Annotated in this window: 17 protein-coding genes; 7 read left to right on the top strand and 10 right to left on the bottom strand. The window is 61.6% G+C overall.

The features are described from left to right. Positions 1 to 8: 8 nt before the first annotated feature. The 3 genes from ACWCOO_RS07215 to ubiG are packed head-to-tail and all read right to left on the bottom strand — an operon-like array spanning position 9 to position 2718. The gene (locus ACWCOO_RS07215) at positions 9 to 1298 is read right to left on the bottom strand and encodes a DNA recombination protein RmuC (protein WP_446830323.1); all 1290 of its coding nucleotides are present in this window, start codon (positions 1296 to 1298) and stop codon (positions 9 to 11) included. Then, complete coding sequence (locus ACWCOO_RS07210; protein ID WP_446830322.1) at positions 1295 to 2014, bottom strand: HAD family hydrolase; 720 nt, start codon at positions 2012 to 2014, stop codon at positions 1295 to 1297. The genes ACWCOO_RS07215 and ACWCOO_RS07210 overlap by 4 nt, the downstream gene beginning before the upstream one ends. After that, positions 2011 to 2718 carry a bifunctional 2-polyprenyl-6-hydroxyphenol methylase/3-demethylubiquinol 3-O-methyltransferase UbiG gene (gene ubiG, locus ACWCOO_RS07205; RefSeq protein ID WP_446830321.1) on the bottom strand — a complete coding sequence of 236 codons (708 nt, stop codon included), beginning with the start codon at positions 2716 to 2718 and terminating at the stop codon, positions 2011 to 2013. Before ubiG ends, ACWCOO_RS07210 begins: the two co-directional genes overlap by 4 nt. A gap of 104 nt (positions 2719 to 2822) precedes the next feature. Here ubiG and ACWCOO_RS07200 point away from each other — a divergent pair, with 104 nt between their 5' ends. Together ACWCOO_RS07200 and ACWCOO_RS07195 are read left to right on the top strand one after the other, a co-directional pair. Next, entirely contained in the window at positions 2823 to 4289 is a 1467-nt protein-coding gene (locus tag ACWCOO_RS07200; RefSeq protein ID WP_446830320.1) for an amidohydrolase family protein, read from the top strand. Beyond that, complete coding sequence (locus tag ACWCOO_RS07195) at positions 4286 to 5131, top strand: TauD/TfdA dioxygenase family protein (protein WP_446830319.1); 846 nt, start codon at positions 4286 to 4288, stop codon at positions 5129 to 5131. The genes ACWCOO_RS07200 and ACWCOO_RS07195 overlap by 4 nt, the downstream gene beginning before the upstream one ends. Positions 5132 to 5138: 7 nt before the next feature. Here ACWCOO_RS07195 and ACWCOO_RS07190 read toward each other — a convergent pair whose 3' ends face one another. From ACWCOO_RS07190 to icd, 4 genes are all read right to left on the bottom strand, one after another. Then, complete coding sequence (locus tag ACWCOO_RS07190) at positions 5139 to 6140, bottom strand: vWA domain-containing protein (RefSeq protein ID WP_446830318.1); 1002 nt, start codon at positions 6138 to 6140, stop codon at positions 5139 to 5141. Between the two features lie 2 nt (positions 6141 to 6142). Continuing rightward, positions 6143 to 6946 (bottom strand): DUF1295 domain-containing protein, encoded by an 804-nt coding sequence (locus tag ACWCOO_RS07185; protein ID WP_446830317.1) that lies wholly within the window; start codon positions 6944 to 6946, stop codon positions 6143 to 6145. Between the two features lie 77 nt (positions 6947 to 7023). Continuing rightward, the gene (locus ACWCOO_RS07180) at positions 7024 to 8130 is read right to left on the bottom strand and encodes a sirohydrochlorin chelatase (protein WP_446830316.1); all 1107 of its coding nucleotides are present in this window, start codon (positions 8128 to 8130) and stop codon (positions 7024 to 7026) included. Between the two features lie 73 nt (positions 8131 to 8203). Beyond that, on the bottom strand, positions 8204 to 9493 hold the full coding sequence (gene icd / locus ACWCOO_RS07175) for an NADP-dependent isocitrate dehydrogenase (RefSeq protein ID WP_446830315.1): 1290 nt from the start codon (positions 9491 to 9493) through the stop codon (positions 8204 to 8206). 207 nt (positions 9494 to 9700) lie between these two features. Between icd and ACWCOO_RS07170 the strand changes: the two genes are divergently transcribed. Next, entirely contained in the window at positions 9701 to 10897 is a 1197-nt protein-coding gene (locus ACWCOO_RS07170; RefSeq protein ID WP_446830314.1) for an alginate export family protein, read from the top strand. A 28-nt stretch (positions 10898 to 10925) separates the two neighbouring features. Here the strand turns inward: ACWCOO_RS07170 and ACWCOO_RS07165 are convergent, their stop codons facing one another. Together ACWCOO_RS07165 and ACWCOO_RS07160 are read right to left on the bottom strand one after the other, a co-directional pair. After that, on the bottom strand, positions 10926 to 12677 hold the full coding sequence (locus tag ACWCOO_RS07165; RefSeq protein ID WP_446832014.1) for a sodium:solute symporter family protein: 1752 nt from the start codon (positions 12675 to 12677) through the stop codon (positions 10926 to 10928). After that, positions 12677 to 12925, bottom strand: coding sequence for a DUF4212 domain-containing protein (locus tag ACWCOO_RS07160; protein WP_446830313.1), 249 nt, complete (start codon positions 12923 to 12925; stop codon positions 12677 to 12679). The genes ACWCOO_RS07165 and ACWCOO_RS07160 overlap by 1 nt, the downstream gene beginning before the upstream one ends. Before the next feature lie 154 nt (positions 12926 to 13079). Between ACWCOO_RS07160 and ACWCOO_RS07155 the strand changes: the two genes are divergently transcribed. The 4 genes from ACWCOO_RS07155 (at position 13080) to ACWCOO_RS07140 (ending at position 15325) form a co-directional block, all read left to right on the top strand. Further along, positions 13080 to 13730: a type IV toxin-antitoxin system AbiEi family antitoxin domain-containing protein gene (locus tag ACWCOO_RS07155; protein ID WP_446830312.1), complete on the top strand. Its 651-nt coding sequence runs from the start codon at positions 13080 to 13082 to the stop codon at positions 13728 to 13730. After that, positions 13727 to 14524: a nucleotidyl transferase AbiEii/AbiGii toxin family protein gene (locus ACWCOO_RS07150; RefSeq protein WP_446830311.1), complete on the top strand. Its 798-nt coding sequence runs from the start codon at positions 13727 to 13729 to the stop codon at positions 14522 to 14524. The genes ACWCOO_RS07155 and ACWCOO_RS07150 overlap by 4 nt, the downstream gene beginning before the upstream one ends. A 127-nt stretch (positions 14525 to 14651) precedes the next feature. Continuing rightward, a complete protein-coding gene (locus ACWCOO_RS07145; RefSeq protein ID WP_446830310.1) occupies positions 14652 to 14876 on the top strand; it encodes an AbrB/MazE/SpoVT family DNA-binding domain-containing protein in 225 nt (74 codons plus the stop codon). Beyond that, positions 14873 to 15325, top strand: a complete 453-nt coding sequence (locus ACWCOO_RS07140; protein WP_446830309.1) for a putative toxin-antitoxin system toxin component, PIN family — start codon at positions 14873 to 14875, stop codon at positions 15323 to 15325. The genes ACWCOO_RS07145 and ACWCOO_RS07140 overlap by 4 nt, the downstream gene beginning before the upstream one ends. A gap of 19 nt (positions 15326 to 15344) precedes the next feature. Here ACWCOO_RS07140 and ACWCOO_RS07135 read toward each other — a convergent pair whose 3' ends face one another. Beyond that, positions 15345 to 16367: a ketopantoate reductase family protein gene (locus tag ACWCOO_RS07135; protein WP_446830308.1), complete on the bottom strand. Its 1023-nt coding sequence runs from the start codon at positions 16365 to 16367 to the stop codon at positions 15345 to 15347. Positions 16368 to 16388 lie beyond the last annotated feature (21 nt).

Here is a 16388-nt window from a genome sequence, read left to right as displayed (position 1 = left end):
GTGATTACTCAAGCCGAGTCAGAATTCTTGCCGTCGGCAGATTCAGGCTGTTTGAGGAGAGTCACTGGTGCGGTTGCAATTTCTTCGGGCGCTTTGATGTCCCCGGTGCTTTCCACGCCGGCGTTCTCCATTTTCTCCAGCGCTGGTTTCAGCCGGCTGAGGAATGAACCCGCCGCCCGGTTGTAGGTGCCGATCGCGGTATTGAGTTGTTTCCCGAGCGTCCCGACGAGGCCGCTGAAAGTGTATACGCGCTCGAGTAACGTGGCCGCAAGCTTGGATATTTCCTGGGCATTTTGGGTCAGGGCCAACTGCCGCCAGCCGTACGCGGTTACGCGCAGGAGCGCCATCATGGAAGTCGGCGTGGCCAGGATTACCCTCTTGCGCAGCGCTTTCTCCATCAGGTCGGGCTGCCTGTCGCCGGCGGCGGCCAAAAAGTGATCGCCTGGAACAAACATCACCACAAAGTCCGGGCTGGAATCGAGTTGATTCCAGTATTCCTTGGAAGCCAGCCGGCGGATCTGTTCCTCCACATTTCTCGCATGTTGTGCGAGCAATTCCGCTTGCGCATGCTCTTCCGTTTCCTCTACCGCCCGCAGGTAAGCATCCAGGGGCGTTTTGGCATCCACTACCAGCTGACCGCCTTCCGGCAGATTGACGATCATGTCCGGCCGCGTTTTTCCTTCGGCGCCTTGCGGTTGTTCATCGAAGTCGCAGTGCTCCAGAAGTCCAGCAATCTCAACCAGACGCCGCAATTGCATCTCGCCCCATTGGCCGCGCACCTCTGGGCGCCGCAGCGCCGTAACCAGGTTCTGCGTCGTGTCCCGCAGCCCCTTGTTGCTGCTGGCCATCAGCTCGATTTGCTTGCTTAGTTCGCCTTGTGCTTGTGCGTTTTCCTTTTGCATGTTGCTCAGAGCTTTGCGGGTCTGCTCCTGGCTTTCGCGTATTGGCTTGACCAGCGATTCGATTGCCTGGTGCCGCTGCTTCAGATCTGCACTCGATTCCGCCTGCGCTTTCCCGAACGCCTGGTTCGCCAAATTCAGAAAATCCTTCTGGCTCTGGCTCAAGGCATCCCCGGCCAGCGCCTTCAGTTGCGCCTGGAACTGTTTGTTGGCGTCTTCGAGGCTCTTTGCTCGGGCCCGTTCCGCCGCCTTGTGCTCACTCAGTTGCGCCTGCGCCTCAAGCAGTTCCTTTTCCTTTCCATGCAGCGCTGTTTGTGAATGTGATCGCTGCCAAAGCACTCCCAGCACACCGCCGATCAGCAGCGCCGCCAAAGCGGCCATGACGACCGCGGCGCTCATGCTGCGCGTGAGGCTGCTGGCTTCGGGGCTGAGGGAATGCTTCGTTGCGCGAGCCAGGGCAGGAAGTCTTCGGGCGTATTGAGCACGGCGGCGGCGCCCCAGGTTCGCGGGTCTTCGTCGGGCGGGAAATAGCCCCAAGCGGCAGCCAGGCCGATCATCCCGGCGGCAGCGGCCGCCTGCATGTCGCGCAGGTCGTCGCCCAGCATCACGCAGTTGGCTGGTTCCGTCGCCACCCGCTGCGCCGCGTAGAGCATGGGTTCGGGATGGGGCTTGGTGTGTTGCGTCGTGCCGCCGCCCACCGTTACCGCGCACTCCTCAGCCAGTTGCAGCGCGTCCAGAAGCGGGCGGGCGAGGGCCTCCGGCTTGTTGGTGACCACACCCCAGCTTATGTTCTCCCGTGCCAGATGGTCCAATACGCGGCGCATTCCGGGAAACAAGCGCGAACGTTCTGCCAGCCGCGTCGAGTAAAGCTCCAAACAGGCAGTTTGCACTTCGGGGTAATCGGTGCTGTCGATGAAACTGGCGCCGTAACCGGCCGACAGCAGTCCCCTTATGCCGCGTGAGACGTAGCCTCGCAGCACCTCAAATGCAGGTGGGCGCTGACCACGCGCGCGCATGACTTCCTGTACACAGCCAACCAGGTCGGGCGCCGTATCCACCAGCGTCCCGTCCAGATCGAAAAGCACAGCGCTGACTGGTTTTGCGGGCGCACTCATGCGCCGTCCGCCTTTGTAAAGTGTGCGATGTAGTTCACATCCAGTCCGCCGCTCAGACGGAAACTGTCGTGCAGCGGATTGCATTGAATCCCCGTGAAGTCTGCGGCGCTCAGACCGCTCGTTCGCGCCCAGGCTTCGAGTTCCGAAGGCCGAATGAACTTCTCGTAACGGTGCATACCCCGGGGCAGCAGGCCCAGCACAAATTCGGCTGCCACGATCGCAAACGCGAAGGCTTTGGCCGTGCGGTTGATCGTGGAGACCAGCAGGTGGCCGCCCGGCCGCGTCAGGCGCGCGCAGGCGGCAACCAGTTCGGCGGGGCGGGGCACGTGCTCCAGCACCTCCAGGCAGCAGACTACGTCGAACTGGCCGTCCAGTTCTTCGGCCGTGCCCTGCCGATACTCAAGGTTGGAGAGCTTGCCGGCCATCGCGTGCAAACGCGCCACTTCAAGCATTTCCTCGGAGGCATCCAGCCCCAGGACCGACTCAGCGTCTTTCGCGGCCAGCGATTCGCTGAGCAGTCCCCCGCCGCATCCGACATCGAGACAATTCTTGCCGGCGAGCCCGCCGACCCGTTCGGCTATGTAGCCGACACGCACCGGGTTCATCGCGATCAGCGTGCGGTTCGGCCCCTGCGGGTCCCACCATCGCGACGCCATCGCGGCAAAGCGCTCCAGTTCGGCTGCGTCGGCGTTGGTTTTGTTCACGGCGGGACTCAAGAGGAGCTTGGGGAATTGTACCGGTCGCCTGCCGGCTCATGTGCTTAGGCTTGGCGCTAGACTAGCGACAGAGGCGACAAGGGGAAAAGCCGATGTGGATTCGCAAGAGTGACAAGGATCGGCGGGAGGACCGGTTTACGCCGGTGCCGACGCAGGTGGTCTCCAACGAGGAGTATCTTCCCATGCCGCAAACCGCAGACCAGCGGCGGGTGGAGCGGCGAATACACGAGCTTGCGGAGAAACTGGCTCCGCAACGCGGCATCAGCCGCAGGCAGTATATGCGCAGCGCTGGTGGAATGGCTGCCGCGTTCCTGGCCATGAACGAGGTGTTCGGCAGGTATTTTCTTGTCGATTGGGCCGAGGCTGCGGAGCCGGACGCTAACTCGCATGCGGACTCCTGGCCTGGGTTCATCTTCGATGCGCAGTTGCACCACGTGAAGGAAGGGATTCCCGGCCCGCTGGGTTTTCGTCGGCTGGCAGGGATGTTCAATCTCAATCCCGACCTTGTAGATGTTCGCCCCAAGCGCGGCGACCTGAACCTCGAAAACTTCATCAAGGAAGTGTTTCTGGATAGCGACACGACCATGGGCATCATCAGCGGCGCGCCGATCGGCCGTGAGGACCAGAACATCCTTCCTGTGGATTTGATGGTGGAGACGCGGCGCGCCATCAACGAGCTTGCGGGCTCACAGCGTATGCTGAGCCATGGTCTGGCGGCGCCCAACATGCCCGGCAGCCTGGAAGAAATCGAACGCCAGGCCGTGGAACTTGCCGTGGACGGCTGGAAGTGCTACACCGGCGTTCCGATTGATCCTTGGCGCATGGATGACGAGGAGGTTGCCTATCCGTTTTATGAGCTCGCGCTCAAGCTGGGCATAACCAATATTTCGGTGCACAAGGGTCTGCCCATAGTCGGAACCGACCCCGAATACTGCCGGCCGTGGGACATCAGAAAGGCCGCACTGGATTGGCCGGACCTGAACTTCATCGTCTATCACTCGGGATTCAGGAACCTCGTCAACGAACTCGCGGCCGGCGCCACCGGCATCGACGACAGCGGTTACCTGATATGGACCTCCGATATCGTGAAGGACCGCCTGGAAACGCCCGAGATGACCAACGTCTATATGGAGCTCGGCAGCGTTTTCGGGCATACGGCGATTACCCATCCTGAAATCTGCAGCCACCTGATGGGCCAGATCCTCCAAGCCTTCGGAAGCGATCACGTGATCTGGGGTACCGATTCGATCTGGTGGGGATCGCCGCAGTGGCAGATCCAGGCCTTCCGCCGCTTCGAGATACCCGAAGAACTGCAGGAAAAGCACGGCTATCCACCGCTCACCAGGCGCGACAAGGAGTTGATTTTCGGCTTGAATTCGGCGCGCCTGTACGGGATCGACGTGTCTGCCGTTCTGGAGGCGATACCGGGTGATCGACTCAGCCGGATGCGGGCGGCTTACCTGGAAAGCGAACCAGCGCCCAGCAACACGCAATACGGCTGGGTGCATGAAGGGCCGCTGGCGGAAGATCCGGAAGTGCCCTGGAGCACCCCGATATGAGCTACGAACATATTGCGGTGCGGCCCGCTACCGGCACCTTCGGCGCCACGGTGGGCGGCGTGGACATCTCGCAGCCCCTGGACGAAGCGATCCTGCGCGAAATTCGTTCCGCCTGGCTCGAGTACCAGGTGCTGTTCTTCCGCGACCAGGAAATGACTCCTCAGCAGCACGAGGCCTTTGCCGCGAACTTCGGCGAACTCACCAAGGCTGGTTTCATGCCCACGCTTGAGGGGACAACGGGCGTCTTCGTGCAGGAATATCCGGGTCTGTACAGCCGCGACGTGACCGACATCACCTGGCATTGCGACGCCGCCTTCCTGCCGATTCCGTCCCGCGGTTCCGTTCTCTATGCGCTGGACGTGCCCGAAGGCGCCGGCGATACGGTCTGGGCGAATATGTATGCGGCCTACGAGGATCTTTCCGACAGCATGCAATCGTTTCTGTCGGGCCTGACCGCCGTCAACGACAACGCCTACCGCAATCTCGAAACTCTGCTTGAACGGTTGGGGCCGGAGACGTTCGCGCAAATGCGCAAGATGCTGCCGCCTTCCGAGCACCCGGTGGTCCGCACCCATCCGGAAACCGGGCGCAAGTCACTGTTCGTGAGCGAGCTGATGACCTCGCACATCAAGGACATGAAGCCCGAGGAGAGCCGGATGCTGCTGGATTTCCTGTTCCGGCACAGCACGCAACCCGAATTTCAATGCCGATTCGCCTGGCGCAGGAATTCCGTAGCCTTCTGGGACAACCGCTGCACCATTCACAAGGGTGTGTTCGACTTCGGGGACCGGCATCGATTGATGCACCGGGTTTCCATCGACGACGATCAGCCGCCCGCCTGAAAACGGGCTAAGTTAGCGAGGGGAGTGCTACGAAGGTGCCGCAATTGCGCTGACTCAGCACGCGCATCAGGTTGGCAAAGCGGTTGAATTGCCCGACAGCCCCACCGTAGAGCTGCACGGGGAAACCCACCGCGTGGATTCGTACCAGACAATTGCCGAAGCGGTCGGTCTCGTTGATTCGAGCTACGTAGCGGACCAAGGCTTCGGCCGAGCCCTGGGAAAAATCGTCTCCAAGCACGTAAATACTGACCTTGATCGATGGGTCGTAGAAGGCGCTGATGGCTTCAACGATACCTTCGGCCGGGTTGGAATCCGAATACGCCTGCCAATTGGCGATCGCGCGCACAATGGATTGGCGCCGCGTTGCCGTGTCTGGAATCCACCTGCGCGCGAACGACGAGAAAAGGTACTGTCCTTCGTCGTTTATTACCTGAATACCCTTGACCGTTGGGTACACCCTCAGCGTTTCCGACACCACCCTTTGGACTGCAGGCCAAGCGTTTTGCTGCATGCTGCCCGAGGTGTCGATAGCGAAGATGATGTATTCGCTGTCCACCGGTATTCCGCCCACCGTAGTATCGTTGGGGGGAGGGCGGTAGTCCGCCAGCAGGCGTTCCATTTCCTCCGTGAGCGATTGGCGCGCGGCCAGTAGATTGCCGGCCTCGTCGCTGCCTTCCTGCGCCGCGTCGCGGGCGGCGAAATAACGCTCTTCGGCTTCGTCCACCTCACGCCGGGTGAGTTCCACGCGGCGCACACTCTCTGACGTATCCGCCCGCAGCGGCTCAAGATCGCGCTTCAGAACTGCGGTTTCGCCGCGTATCTCGAACAATTCCCGCTCCAGCAGCAGGATCAGCCCTTCCAGCTCATCACGGCTGCGTTCGATGATGACGGGCTCCTGAATCTTGGTGATGACCAGCAGCAGGATTACGGCGCCGAAGCCGCAGCACACCACGTCAAGGAATGAAAGATTCAGCCCCTGTTCTTCGCGCTTGGCGCGCTTGCCGAGCACGGTCAGCCAGCTTTCTTCGGCGGCAGCGGAAAGAACATACTGGTGCGGCGCATGTAGTCCTCGTAGCCGGGACGGGTGGCGGCCAAGTGCCTCTCCAGGATCGGCACTCCGGAGAACTTGAGCAGCGCCCAAGTCATCAGCGCTGGGCTGAAAAAGGCCCACAGCGCTGCGTCAACTTCCGCTGCGCATAACCAGATACCCCACCACAGGCAGGCATTGCCGAAGTAGTTGGGATGACGGGTGTAGCGCCAAAGACCGGTGTCCAGGACCTTGCCGCGATTATTCGGATCGGCACGGAAACGCTTCAATTGCATGTCGCCCACGCTCTCGAAAAGCACGCCCGTAAGCCACAGAGCCAGACCAGCGACGACCGGCCAGCCGAGCGTGACCGGCTCCTGGTAGAGCTGTCCGAGCTGAACCGGCAGCGACACCAGCCACAAAATGAAACCCTGCAGCAGGAACACTACATAGAGGCTGCGGAAGTTCCAGGAGCGGCCGCTGTCTTCGGTTTTCTTGCGCATAGTGGCGTAGCGGTAGTCTTCGCCATGGCCGATGTTGCGCCGCCACAAGTGCCAGCTATAGCGCAGCGACCAGAGCGTGGTGAGCAGTGTCAGCAGGAAAGCGCGCGGCGCAACGCCGCCGGTGCGCCATAGCGTGGCGACCGCGACGACTGCAAATCCCAGCCCCCAGAACAGGTCCACGATGCTGCTGTCGCGCAGGCGCAGGCTCAGCAACCACAGCGCCAGCATGATGCCCAGCACCAGCGCCAGATTGCCAAAGAGTATTCCGGCTACGGAGTTGTTCATGCGCTTATTCTATACAGCGCAGCCGCAGCCGATCGCGCGTTTGCGGAACGGCGCCAAGCGAAACCGTCGCCTGGAATTCAGAGCATGCCGGCGGTTTCCAGCGCGTTGTTCTCGACCCACTTCGGGAAGTTCGGGTGGGCGGACAAGCCTTTTTCGTTGAAGGTGAACTCCAACCCGGCGAAATCCACAGGGATCTTGTGCTGGATGCCGCGCGTGGACAGCAGGTAGCCGACCATGAGCACATCCAGCCCGGCGGCGTTGGCTTCCTCTATCCAGCCGCGCATGGTCCGGACGTTGGCGGCGCGGATTTCCGGTGGCGAGTCGTCCTGGAAGTTGTATGCCTTCACTTCGGCAAAGCCACCCCCGGCTTTGACGCTCTCGGCGTGTTTCTGGACTATTTCCAGGTCAATTTCGTTGGCCTGCGGCTCGGCAGGCCCGTGACCGAGGATCAAAACGAATTCCTTGTCCGGGTTGGTGCTGATTTCCAGGGCGTGATCCAGCAGCATCTCCGCCGCCATGGGATGCATGGCCAGCGGCGGGGCAAGGCTCATCGGTACGTTCGAGGTAACCCGCGGGGCCGGCAGGTAAGCGGCTTCCTCGCGTTCGCCCAGGTAATAGGACCACTGCTCGTAAACCGTGCCGTTGGCCGACAGCGCGCCGGGAACTACAACGATTTGTTGCGCGCCCGCCTCTTCCAACTGATTGATCGCCGATTGGATGTGATTGCCGTTCATCATCGCCATTCCGTAGCCGACGGCCACCGGATGCTGTCTGGCCAGCCCGGTGAGCGAGTTCGCAAAGTAGGTATCGCCCGGCTCGAAGGCGCCATGCGTGAGAACGATGATGCCCAGTTCGCCCTTGAGGTCGGGAGCGCTGATGTAGCGCTCGTGGGTGGGCGGCATACCCATCATGTTTTCCATGATCTGCTCATTGGTGTAATAGCGGTAGGGAAGCACCTTGGCTCGCAGGATGTCGTACTCCTCCTGGGTGATGTTGTGATGCTTGGAATGACCCATCTGGCCGTGGTCCATGCCGTCGTGGTCCATGCCTTCGTGCTGCATCTCGCCATGGTCCATGCCGTCATGGTCCATCTCGCCATGCTCCATCTCCTGCGCGAAAGCCATGCCGGCGGCAATCGCCGCGCAGGCGCACAGTGCCGGGATTCCCAAATTCCAGCGGTTCATGCTCTATCTCCTCCACAAAGCCGAAAATCGCGCTACAAGGCGCCCCAAAAGCATAGCACTTCCCTGTGCTTGATCAGGCCTGCATACGGGCAATCAGCAGGTCACCGAACTCGCTGCACTTGACCTTTGTGGCCCCGTCCATCAGCCGGTGGAAGTCGTAGGTGACGGTGCGTTCAGCGATCACCGTGTTCATGGCCTCGATAATCTTGTCCGCCGCCTCGTTCCAGCCCAGGTGGCGCAGCATCATCTCGCCGGACAGAATCAGCGACCCGGGATTGACTACGTCCTTGTCCGCATACTTGGGCGCGGTGCCATGCGTGGCCTCGAACACGGCATGGCCCGTATCGCTATTGATGTTGCCTCCGGGCGCGATGCCAATGCCGCCCACTTGCGCGGCCAGCGCGTCGGAAAGGTAGTCGCCGTTTAGGTTGGTGGTTGCGATAACGTCAAATTCGCCTGCCCGCGTCAGCACCTGCTGCAGGCAAATGTCGGCGATCACGTCCTTCACCAGCAACGCTCCGCCGTCGAGGGCGGCTTTCTGCTCGGCATTGGCAGCCGGTTCGCCCTGGTCGTCGCGGGTGCGTTCCCACTGCTGCCACGTGTAGCAGCGGTCGCCGTATTCGCTTTCGGCCAGGTCGTAGGCCCAACTGCGGAAAGCGCCTTCGGTGAATTTCATGATGTTGCCCTTGTGAACCAGCGTCACGCTGCGCCGGTTTTGCGCCAGGGCGTACTCCAGTGCGGCCCGGAACAGGCGTTCGGAGCCTTCGCGTGACACGGGCTTGAGGCCGATGCCGGAGGTGTCCGGGAACCGAATCTTCTTATAGCGCTCGGGAAAGTTCGCCCGCATCAGATCCAGGAAGCGCTGCGTGTCCTCCTGCCCCTCTTCGAATTCGGCGCCAGCGTAGATGTCCTCGGTGTTTTCGCGAAAAATCACCATGTTCACCGCCCAGGGATCACGCACCGGCGACGGCACCCCCTTGAACCATCGCACCGGGCGCTGGCACACGTAGAGATCGAGAATCTGCCGTATGGCCACGTTCAGGGAACGAATGCCGCCGCCTACCGGCGTGGTAAGCGGGCCCTTGATGGCCACCCGGTATTCGCGGATGGCGTCGATGGTTTCGTCGGGCAACCACGAGTTGAATTTCCGGAACGCCGCTTCGCCCGCATGGACTTCCAGCCACATAAGCTGCCGCTGTCCGCCGTAGGCCGCCGCGACCGCCGCATCCAGCACGCGCACCGTGGCGCGCCAGATGTCCGGTCCTGTGCCGTCGCCGCGTATGAATGGGATGATGGGGTGGTTTGGCACGTTGATGCCCGTGCCGTTCTGGGTGATTTTTTCGCCTTTTTCAGGAATCTGCATTCTTCGTGTCCTGTTTTTTGATAGTTGCGCGGCATTATCCGCACCGAAACGCGGCGCGGCAACCTTCCTTGTCGCCGCCGGACCGCAAGCAAGAGCGATTGACAGTAAACTATGTGGCCAATGTCCCAAGTCTGCTGGTGACACATGCGGGCCGCACATTCCAAACAAGCCGCAACGCGCCCTGGGCCGCGGGTTCAGACAGCGCTCATGGCGCCTCTGGTCAAGCTGGCGGGCGCGCTGGCGTTATTCGCTGCTTGCTTTGCTTCGTCAGGGCAAGCTATGGACATCGGCGAAGCGGTTGCCGGTGGCACGACTTCGCTCGGATTTCGGTATCGCCTGGAGTCGGTTTCTCAAGACGGCATAAACGAGGACGCGCTCGCATCGACGGCACGCGCGCGCCTGACCTGGAATTCGGCGGAATCGGATGGCATGAGCTTCGGTGTTGAGACCGATTATGCGCTGATCCTGGGGATCGAAGACTTCAACTCGACCACCAACGGCAAGACCGCGTATCCGGTGGTGGCCGATCCCGAAGGCTTCGATCTGAACCAGGCCTTCGTCAAATTCAAACAGGACGGTTTTGCATTAACGCTGGGCCGGCAGCGTATCAATCACGGCACGCAGCGTTTCCAGGGGGGCGTGGCCTTCCGCCAGAACGAGCAGACCTACGACGGCCTGCGGGTGCAGACTTCGGCCGGCCGGCTGAACCTCGACTATGCCTACATTCACAACATAAACCGGTTATTCGGTCCTGGCGACGGGGCGCAACCGGGCGACTGGTACGGCAATTCGCATGCTTTCCGGGCATCTTTCGATGCCGCTGCCGGCCATAAGCTGGCAGGCTACGCCTATCTTTGGGATCTGGAGAACGCCAACGGACCCGCCAATGCGAACGTGACCTACGGCCTCGAATACGTGGGTTCCTTCAATCCGCTCACCCTCACGGCCATGCTGTCCGGCCAGAGCGACCACGGCGACAACCCGGTGTCCTACGACGCCATGCATTACCTGCTGCAGGGCGACTTCAAGCTTGGGGGGATCGGCGTGACTGCCGCTTATGAGGTGATCGGAAGCGATGATGGGATCGCCCAGTTCCGTTTTCCTACCGCCACGCTGCACAAGTTCCAGGGTTGGACCGACAAGTTTCTCATTGCGCCGGTCACCGGTGTTCGGGACACGTGGATCAGCGTGTCAGGCAATCTGGCCGGGGCCACCGTGACCGGCGTGTTTCACGACTTCCAGGCCGATTCGGGGGGAGCCGACTATGGACAGGAACTGGGTCTGGCAGTCAGCTACAAGCCGCGCGACAACCTTTCGCTGCTGTTCAAGATAGCTCGCTATTCGGCCGATGCGTATGCCACCGACACCACCAAGGCGTGGCTGATGTTCGACTGGAAGTGGTAGCCGCCGCGATCCCGGACCAACAGGCCGACTAACCGCTGCCCGAAGGCACTCGGATACGGCGCACCAGCGCCCGCGCAGATTCCGGCGGCGCCGGAGTGAGCGCGCTGACGGCCAGCGTAACGCAGAGGTTGATTACGGCGCCCAGCGCGCCGATACCCTCGGGCGATATGCCGAACAGCCAGTTCTCCGGTGCATTGGCGGCGAACGGCTCCACGAACACACCCTTGAAGTAGATGATGTAGCCCATGGTGAAGGCCAGACCCGAGAGCATTCCGGCAATCGCGCCTTGCTTGTTGACGCGCAGCGACAGTATGCCCAGCAGGATGGCGGGGAACAGCGAGGCCGCGGCCAGCCCGAAGGCCAGGGCCACGACTTCGGCCACGAAGCCCGGCGGATTGAATCCCAGGTAGCCGGCCAGCAGCACCGCCACGCCTGCGCTTATTCGCCCGGCGCGCAGTTCGGCGCGGTCCGAGATGTTGCGCGCCAGGACGCTCTTGATAAGGTCTCGTGAGACAGCGGCTGAAATCACCAGCAGAAGTCCCGCCGCCGTGGACAGCGCCGCGGCGATTCCTCCGGCTGCCACCAGGGCGATCACCCAATTGGGCAACCGCGCAATCTCCGGGTTGGCGAGCACGATGATGTCGCGGTCCACCGCCAGTTCATTGCCGCGCCAGCCCTCGGCCTCGGCGCGCGCGGCGAACTCGGGGTTGGCGTCGTTGTAATACTGAATGCGGCCGTCGCCGTTCTTGTCGTCGAAACGCAACAGCCCGGTTTCTTCCCAGGTGCGGAACCAGCCGGGGCGGTCCGCGTAGCGTAGATTTGCGTCCGGCTCGAATACCGGACCGGTCTGAATCGTTGCCGTGAGGTTCAGCCGCGCCAATGCGCCCACTGCCGGCGCCGTGGTGTAGAGAATGGCGATGAACAGCAGCGCATAGCCAGCCGAAGCACGCGCATGGCGCACCTTGGGCACGGTGAAGAATCGCACCAGCACGTGCGGCAGCCCGGCGGTACCGATCATCAGCGCCAGCGTGATGAAAAAGATGTCCACCGTGCTTTTCGAGCCGTCGGTGAAGGCGGTAAATCCGAGATCGGTCACGATCCGGTCCAGCGTTTCCAGCAAACGTCCGCTGCCGTCGAGCAATTCTCCGCCGAAAGCCGCCTGGGGCAGGGCAATGCCCGTCGCCTGCAGCGAAATGAAAGCGGCCGGAACCGTGTAGGCGAAGATCAGCACGCAGTATTGCGCCACCTGCGTGTAGGTGATGCCCTTCATTCCGCCCAGAACCGCATACAGGAACACCACGCCCATGCCAACGGCCAGCCCCACGCTAATATCCACGTTCAAGAAACGCGAGAACACGATGCCTACGCCGCGCATCTGCCCCGCTACGTAGGTAAACGAGATGACGATCAGGCAGATCACCGCCACCACGCGCGCGGCGTCGGAGAAGTAGCGCTCGCCGATGAACTCCGGCACCGTGTACTTTCCGAAGCGCCGCAGATACGGCGCCAGCAACAGCGCCAGCAGCACATAGCCGCCGGTCCAGCCCATCAGGTAAACGGAGCTGTCGTAGCCCATGAAGGCGATCAGCCCGGCCATCGAAATGAACGAAGCCGCCGACATCCAGTCGGCCGCCGTGGCCATGCCGTTGGCCACCGGATGCACATGCTTGCCGGCCACGTAGAAGTCGCCCGTTGTGCGCGCCTTGGACCAGAAAGCGATGCCGATGTAGAGCGCGAAGGAAAGCCCTACCACGAGGTAGGTGAGCGTCTTGAGGCTCATCATTCTTCCCTGACGCCGTGCTTGCGGTCGATACGGTTCATCATCAGCACGTAAACGAAGATGAGCACCAGGAAGCCGTACATGCTGCCCTGTTGCGCGAACCAGAAGCCGAGTTTGAAGCCGCCCAGCGTGAACTGATTGAGAAAATCCGCCAGCAATACGCCGCAGCCGAAGGAAATAGAGAACCAAACCGCAAGCAGGACCGCCACCAGTCTCAGGTTCTCCCCCCAATACGACAGCTTTCTCATTCCTCGCCACGCTTGCCCCGATCCTCGAAGTGTACCGGCAACCCCGCCGAGCCGGTGCGGGAGTGGTTGCGCTGCGTTTTCCCGAATCGCCCTGAAAGCTGCGGCCGATCTCAAATATATGGCATAAAGTTGCGTAAGATGATATTCTGCGCGCATGAAATATGAGGAGTTGCTGAGAATTGTCGAAGACGAGCCGGTATTCGAGACCGGCTGGTTGATGTCGGGACGGCCAGCAGATTCGGGCTTGCCGGCGCAACTCAGCCGGTGGACGCAGGCAGGGCGTCTGCATCAACTCCGGCGCGGCCTGTACGCCCTGGCGCCCCCCTATCGCAAGGTTATTCCCGATCCGTTCGTGATCGCCAACCGCCTGGCGCCGGGTTCATATGTATCGACACACTCGGCCCTGGCATTTGCCGGCGTCATTCCTGAGCATGTGGCGGCTACCACGAGTTGCGGACCAGGGCGCCCACATAAGCGCGCCACGCCTCTTGGGCGTTATATTTTTCAGCACCTTCGCCCCGAGATGCTCAGTCTTTCCACGCCAACCATTTCAGGCTACCGTCAGGTCGCACTGGCTCGCCATCAACGCGCGCTGCTGGCAACCCCGGAAAAAGCGCTGCTGGACCTGGCCTACCTCACGGTCACTGCCGATGATCCTCGCTGGGTTGAAGAAATGCGGCTGAACTACGAAATGCTTGATGCGCAGTGTCTGCTTGCGCTGGCGAAAGCTTCGCGCAAGCCCAAACTGTTGCGGTTTGCGCGAATCGTTGCGGATGCGGCGCAAGAGTTCAGTGACGCGGCGTGAAAGGGTATCTCCACCATCTCGTCCGTAACACCGTTCCTCAGCACGGCCGCAATGCCGTGCGCGAATACCTGCAGGCCCGCATCCTTGAGGAACTGATGCGTGCCGGCGCCATGTCCTCGCTGGCCTTCGTGGGGGGAACGGCCCTGCGGTTTCTCTACTACATGCGGCGCTATTCCGAAGATCTCGACTTTTCGCTGGAGGGGCCACGTGTGCATTTCGACCCGGACCGCTGGGTCATGGCGGTTGCGCGGCAGTTCGAACGTGAAACGTATGCCATTGAGCACGTTATCCGGCGGCGGACCGCGGTTCACAGTGTGCGGCTGAAGTTTCCCGGCCTTTTGCATGAGCTTGAGGTCTCGCCACATCCGAGCGAGACCCTGATGATCCGGGTGGAAATCGACGTCAACCCGCCGGTGGGCGCCGTCACTCAAACGAGCCGTGTGAACCGGCACGTTAGCTTGCGGCTGCACCATCACGACAGGGGCTCGCTGTTGGCGGGCAAGTTGCTGGCCGTGCTGAATCGCCAATGGGCCAAGGGCCGGGATTTCTACGATCTTGCCTGGTACCTGGGGCGCCGCGACTGGCCTGAACCGAACCTCGACATGCTGAACAACGGACTTGAGCAGGCCGGCGCCGGTGGATCGCCTCTGACCCGCGATACCTGGCGCGCGCATGTGGCGTCCCGCATCGCGGAAGTCCGTTGGAAGGAAGTATCTTCAGATATCGAGCGATTCGTCGAAGATGACCACGACACCCTAAGCCGAGAAGAACTTCTGGCCCTCCTCAATCCCTGATGCGCCGGGAGGGCAATCCAAGCATGGACACGCCTCCCATAATCCAAGCGGTCAAGTTGATTCCTTGCAAGTCTCTTAGTAAGGAAATAGCATATCCTTACTATTACCTAGTTCTCTGGAGCTCGCAATGCTTGCAAAACTGACTTCCAAGAATCAGCTTACTCTGCCGAAGGCGGTTACCGCTGCCGTGGAAACCACGGAATATTTCGATGTGACCACGGAGAACGGCCGCATCGTGTTGACGCCTGTGCGGCTCAACCGCGCAGATGGTGTACGAGCAAAGCTTGCCGAGCTTGGAATATCGGAACGCGACGTGGCCGACGCGGTTGCGTGGGCCCGGTCGAGCGAGTGACGCCTATCCGGGCGGTCCTGGACACAAGTGTCCTGGTCTCGGCGCTTGTGTTCCCTACCGGCGCGTTGTCCTGGATGCGCGATGCCTGGCGCTCGGGCCGCATCCTGCCGCTTGTGAGCCGCGCGACTACGGCGGAATTGATCCGCGTCCTCGCTTATCCCAAATTTGCGCTGACTGTCGGCGAGCAGCGCGATTTGCTTGACGATTACTTGCCGTTCTGCGAAACCGTCGCCATACCAAACCCACCTCCCGAAGCGCCTCCATGCCGGGACCCATTCGATCGCCCGTTCCTGGAGCTGGCGCTTGCGGGCCGCTCCGATGTGCTCGTGACAAGCGACGCCGACTTGCTGGCACTCGCACCGGAATTCCCCGTGCCCATCCGCTCGCCATCAGCATTTGAACAACTCCTGATCCAAAGCGGCGGGCGTCCGCAGGGATTTCGAGCGTGAAATCTGGTGGCGGTCGGGTTCAGGCGCTCGGTTGAGGGCGGCGGGAGGGCTGGCCGGCGGCTAGGGGGAGCAATTCGCGGTGGATGGCGGTGTGCAGGGGGGTGGGCACGCCGGTTTGTTTGCCCATGCGGTGGATGGCGCCGGACAGCCATTCGAGTTCCAGGGGGTTGCCGCGTTCCAGATCGGTAAGTAGCGAGGCCTTGCCGCCGGAGGCGAACACGTTCTTCAAGGTGGTGCGTGTTTGCGCTTCGATGTCGTCCGGTAACCGAATAGCGTGTGCGCGCGCCACGGCCAGCGCTTCCTGCAATGCAATCTCCAGCAGCCACGGCATGGCCGGGTTGCTCGCCATCGCGTCGAAACCACTGCGCAGCGCCACGTTTATGGAACTGGAGCAAGCGACCATAAGGAATTTCAGCCACAGCATGGTTTCCAGGTGGCGGTGGACTTCGGCCGTGATGTCCGAAGCAGCCAATGCCTCGTGCAGCCGTGTCAACCTCGGAGTAATTTCGCCGGCGGGTTCGGCCAGGTTTACGTGCAGCGTGTCGCCTTCGCGCAAGATCACTCCGGGTTCGAGCAGCTTGGCGACCACCTGCACGGTTGCGCCCACCACTTTTCCGGCGGGAAGCAGGCGGGCTGCGGCTTGCGGTGCGTCGAGACCGTTCTGCAGCGTAACCACGCTGCCGCAGGAGGCCAGCCATGCGGAGTGTGTCTCGATGGCGTCAACGAGGTCGTAGCGCTTCACGCATAGCAGTGCCGCTTCGGCGGGAGGTTGGCCCGCCGACTCCGAAACTACGTTGATTTCGCGCTGAAATAAGCAATCACTGTTGGACGCCGCAGGTCGGGATGCGGAGTCGGGCGATGCAGGATCGCCTTGTCGGCCGGCGGTCGGCAGCGCGGGCGCGTGTCGGACGGCAAGTCCCCGCTGCTTCAGCACTCTTGCGGTTGCGTCCCGGGCCACGAACAAAACATCGTGGCCCGCTCGCAACAGAGCCGATCCAAGGCTGCCGCCCACGCCGCCCACGCCGATGATTGCAAATCGCATGGCGGATATACTGCCTTCTTT

This window comes from Candidatus Foliamicus sp. (assembly GCF_965221325.1).
Lineage (GTDB): Bacteria > Pseudomonadota > Gammaproteobacteria > Steroidobacterales > Foliamicaceae > Foliamicus.
This window is presented reverse-complemented; position numbering and strand designations above follow the sequence as displayed.

Coding starts and splice junctions, on each gene's coding strand:
- ACWCOO_RS07200 (WP_446830320.1), top strand. CDS start 2,823: ATGTGGATTCGCAAGAGTGACAAGGATCGGCGGGAGGACCGGTTTACG.
- ACWCOO_RS07135 (WP_446830308.1), bottom strand. CDS start 16,367: ATGCGATTTGCAATCATCGGCGTGGGCGGCGTGGGCGGCAGCCTTGGA.
- icd (WP_446830315.1), bottom strand. CDS start 9,493: ATGCAGATTCCTGAAAAAGGCGAAAAAATCACCCAGAACGGCACGGGC.
- ACWCOO_RS07145 (WP_446830310.1), top strand. CDS start 14,652: ATGCTTGCAAAACTGACTTCCAAGAATCAGCTTACTCTGCCGAAGGCG.
- ACWCOO_RS07155 (WP_446830312.1), top strand. CDS start 13,080: ATGAAATATGAGGAGTTGCTGAGAATTGTCGAAGACGAGCCGGTATTC.
- ACWCOO_RS07160 (WP_446830313.1), bottom strand. CDS start 12,925: ATGAGAAAGCTGTCGTATTGGGGGGAGAACCTGAGACTGGTGGCGGTC.
- ACWCOO_RS07170 (WP_446830314.1), top strand. CDS start 9,701: ATGGCGCCTCTGGTCAAGCTGGCGGGCGCGCTGGCGTTATTCGCTGCT.
- ACWCOO_RS07195 (WP_446830319.1), top strand. CDS start 4,286: ATGAGCTACGAACATATTGCGGTGCGGCCCGCTACCGGCACCTTCGGC.
- ACWCOO_RS07185 (WP_446830317.1), bottom strand. CDS start 6,946: ATGAACAACTCCGTAGCCGGAATACTCTTTGGCAATCTGGCGCTGGTG.
- ACWCOO_RS07180 (WP_446830316.1), bottom strand. CDS start 8,130: ATGAACCGCTGGAATTTGGGAATCCCGGCACTGTGCGCCTGCGCGGCG.
- ACWCOO_RS07215 (WP_446830323.1), bottom strand. CDS start 1,298: ATGAGCGCCGCGGTCGTCATGGCCGCTTTGGCGGCGCTGCTGATCGGC.
- ACWCOO_RS07210 (WP_446830322.1), bottom strand. CDS start 2,014: ATGAGTGCGCCCGCAAAACCAGTCAGCGCTGTGCTTTTCGATCTGGAC.
- ACWCOO_RS07165 (WP_446832014.1), bottom strand. CDS start 12,677: ATGAGCCTCAAGACGCTCACCTACCTCGTGGTAGGGCTTTCCTTCGCG.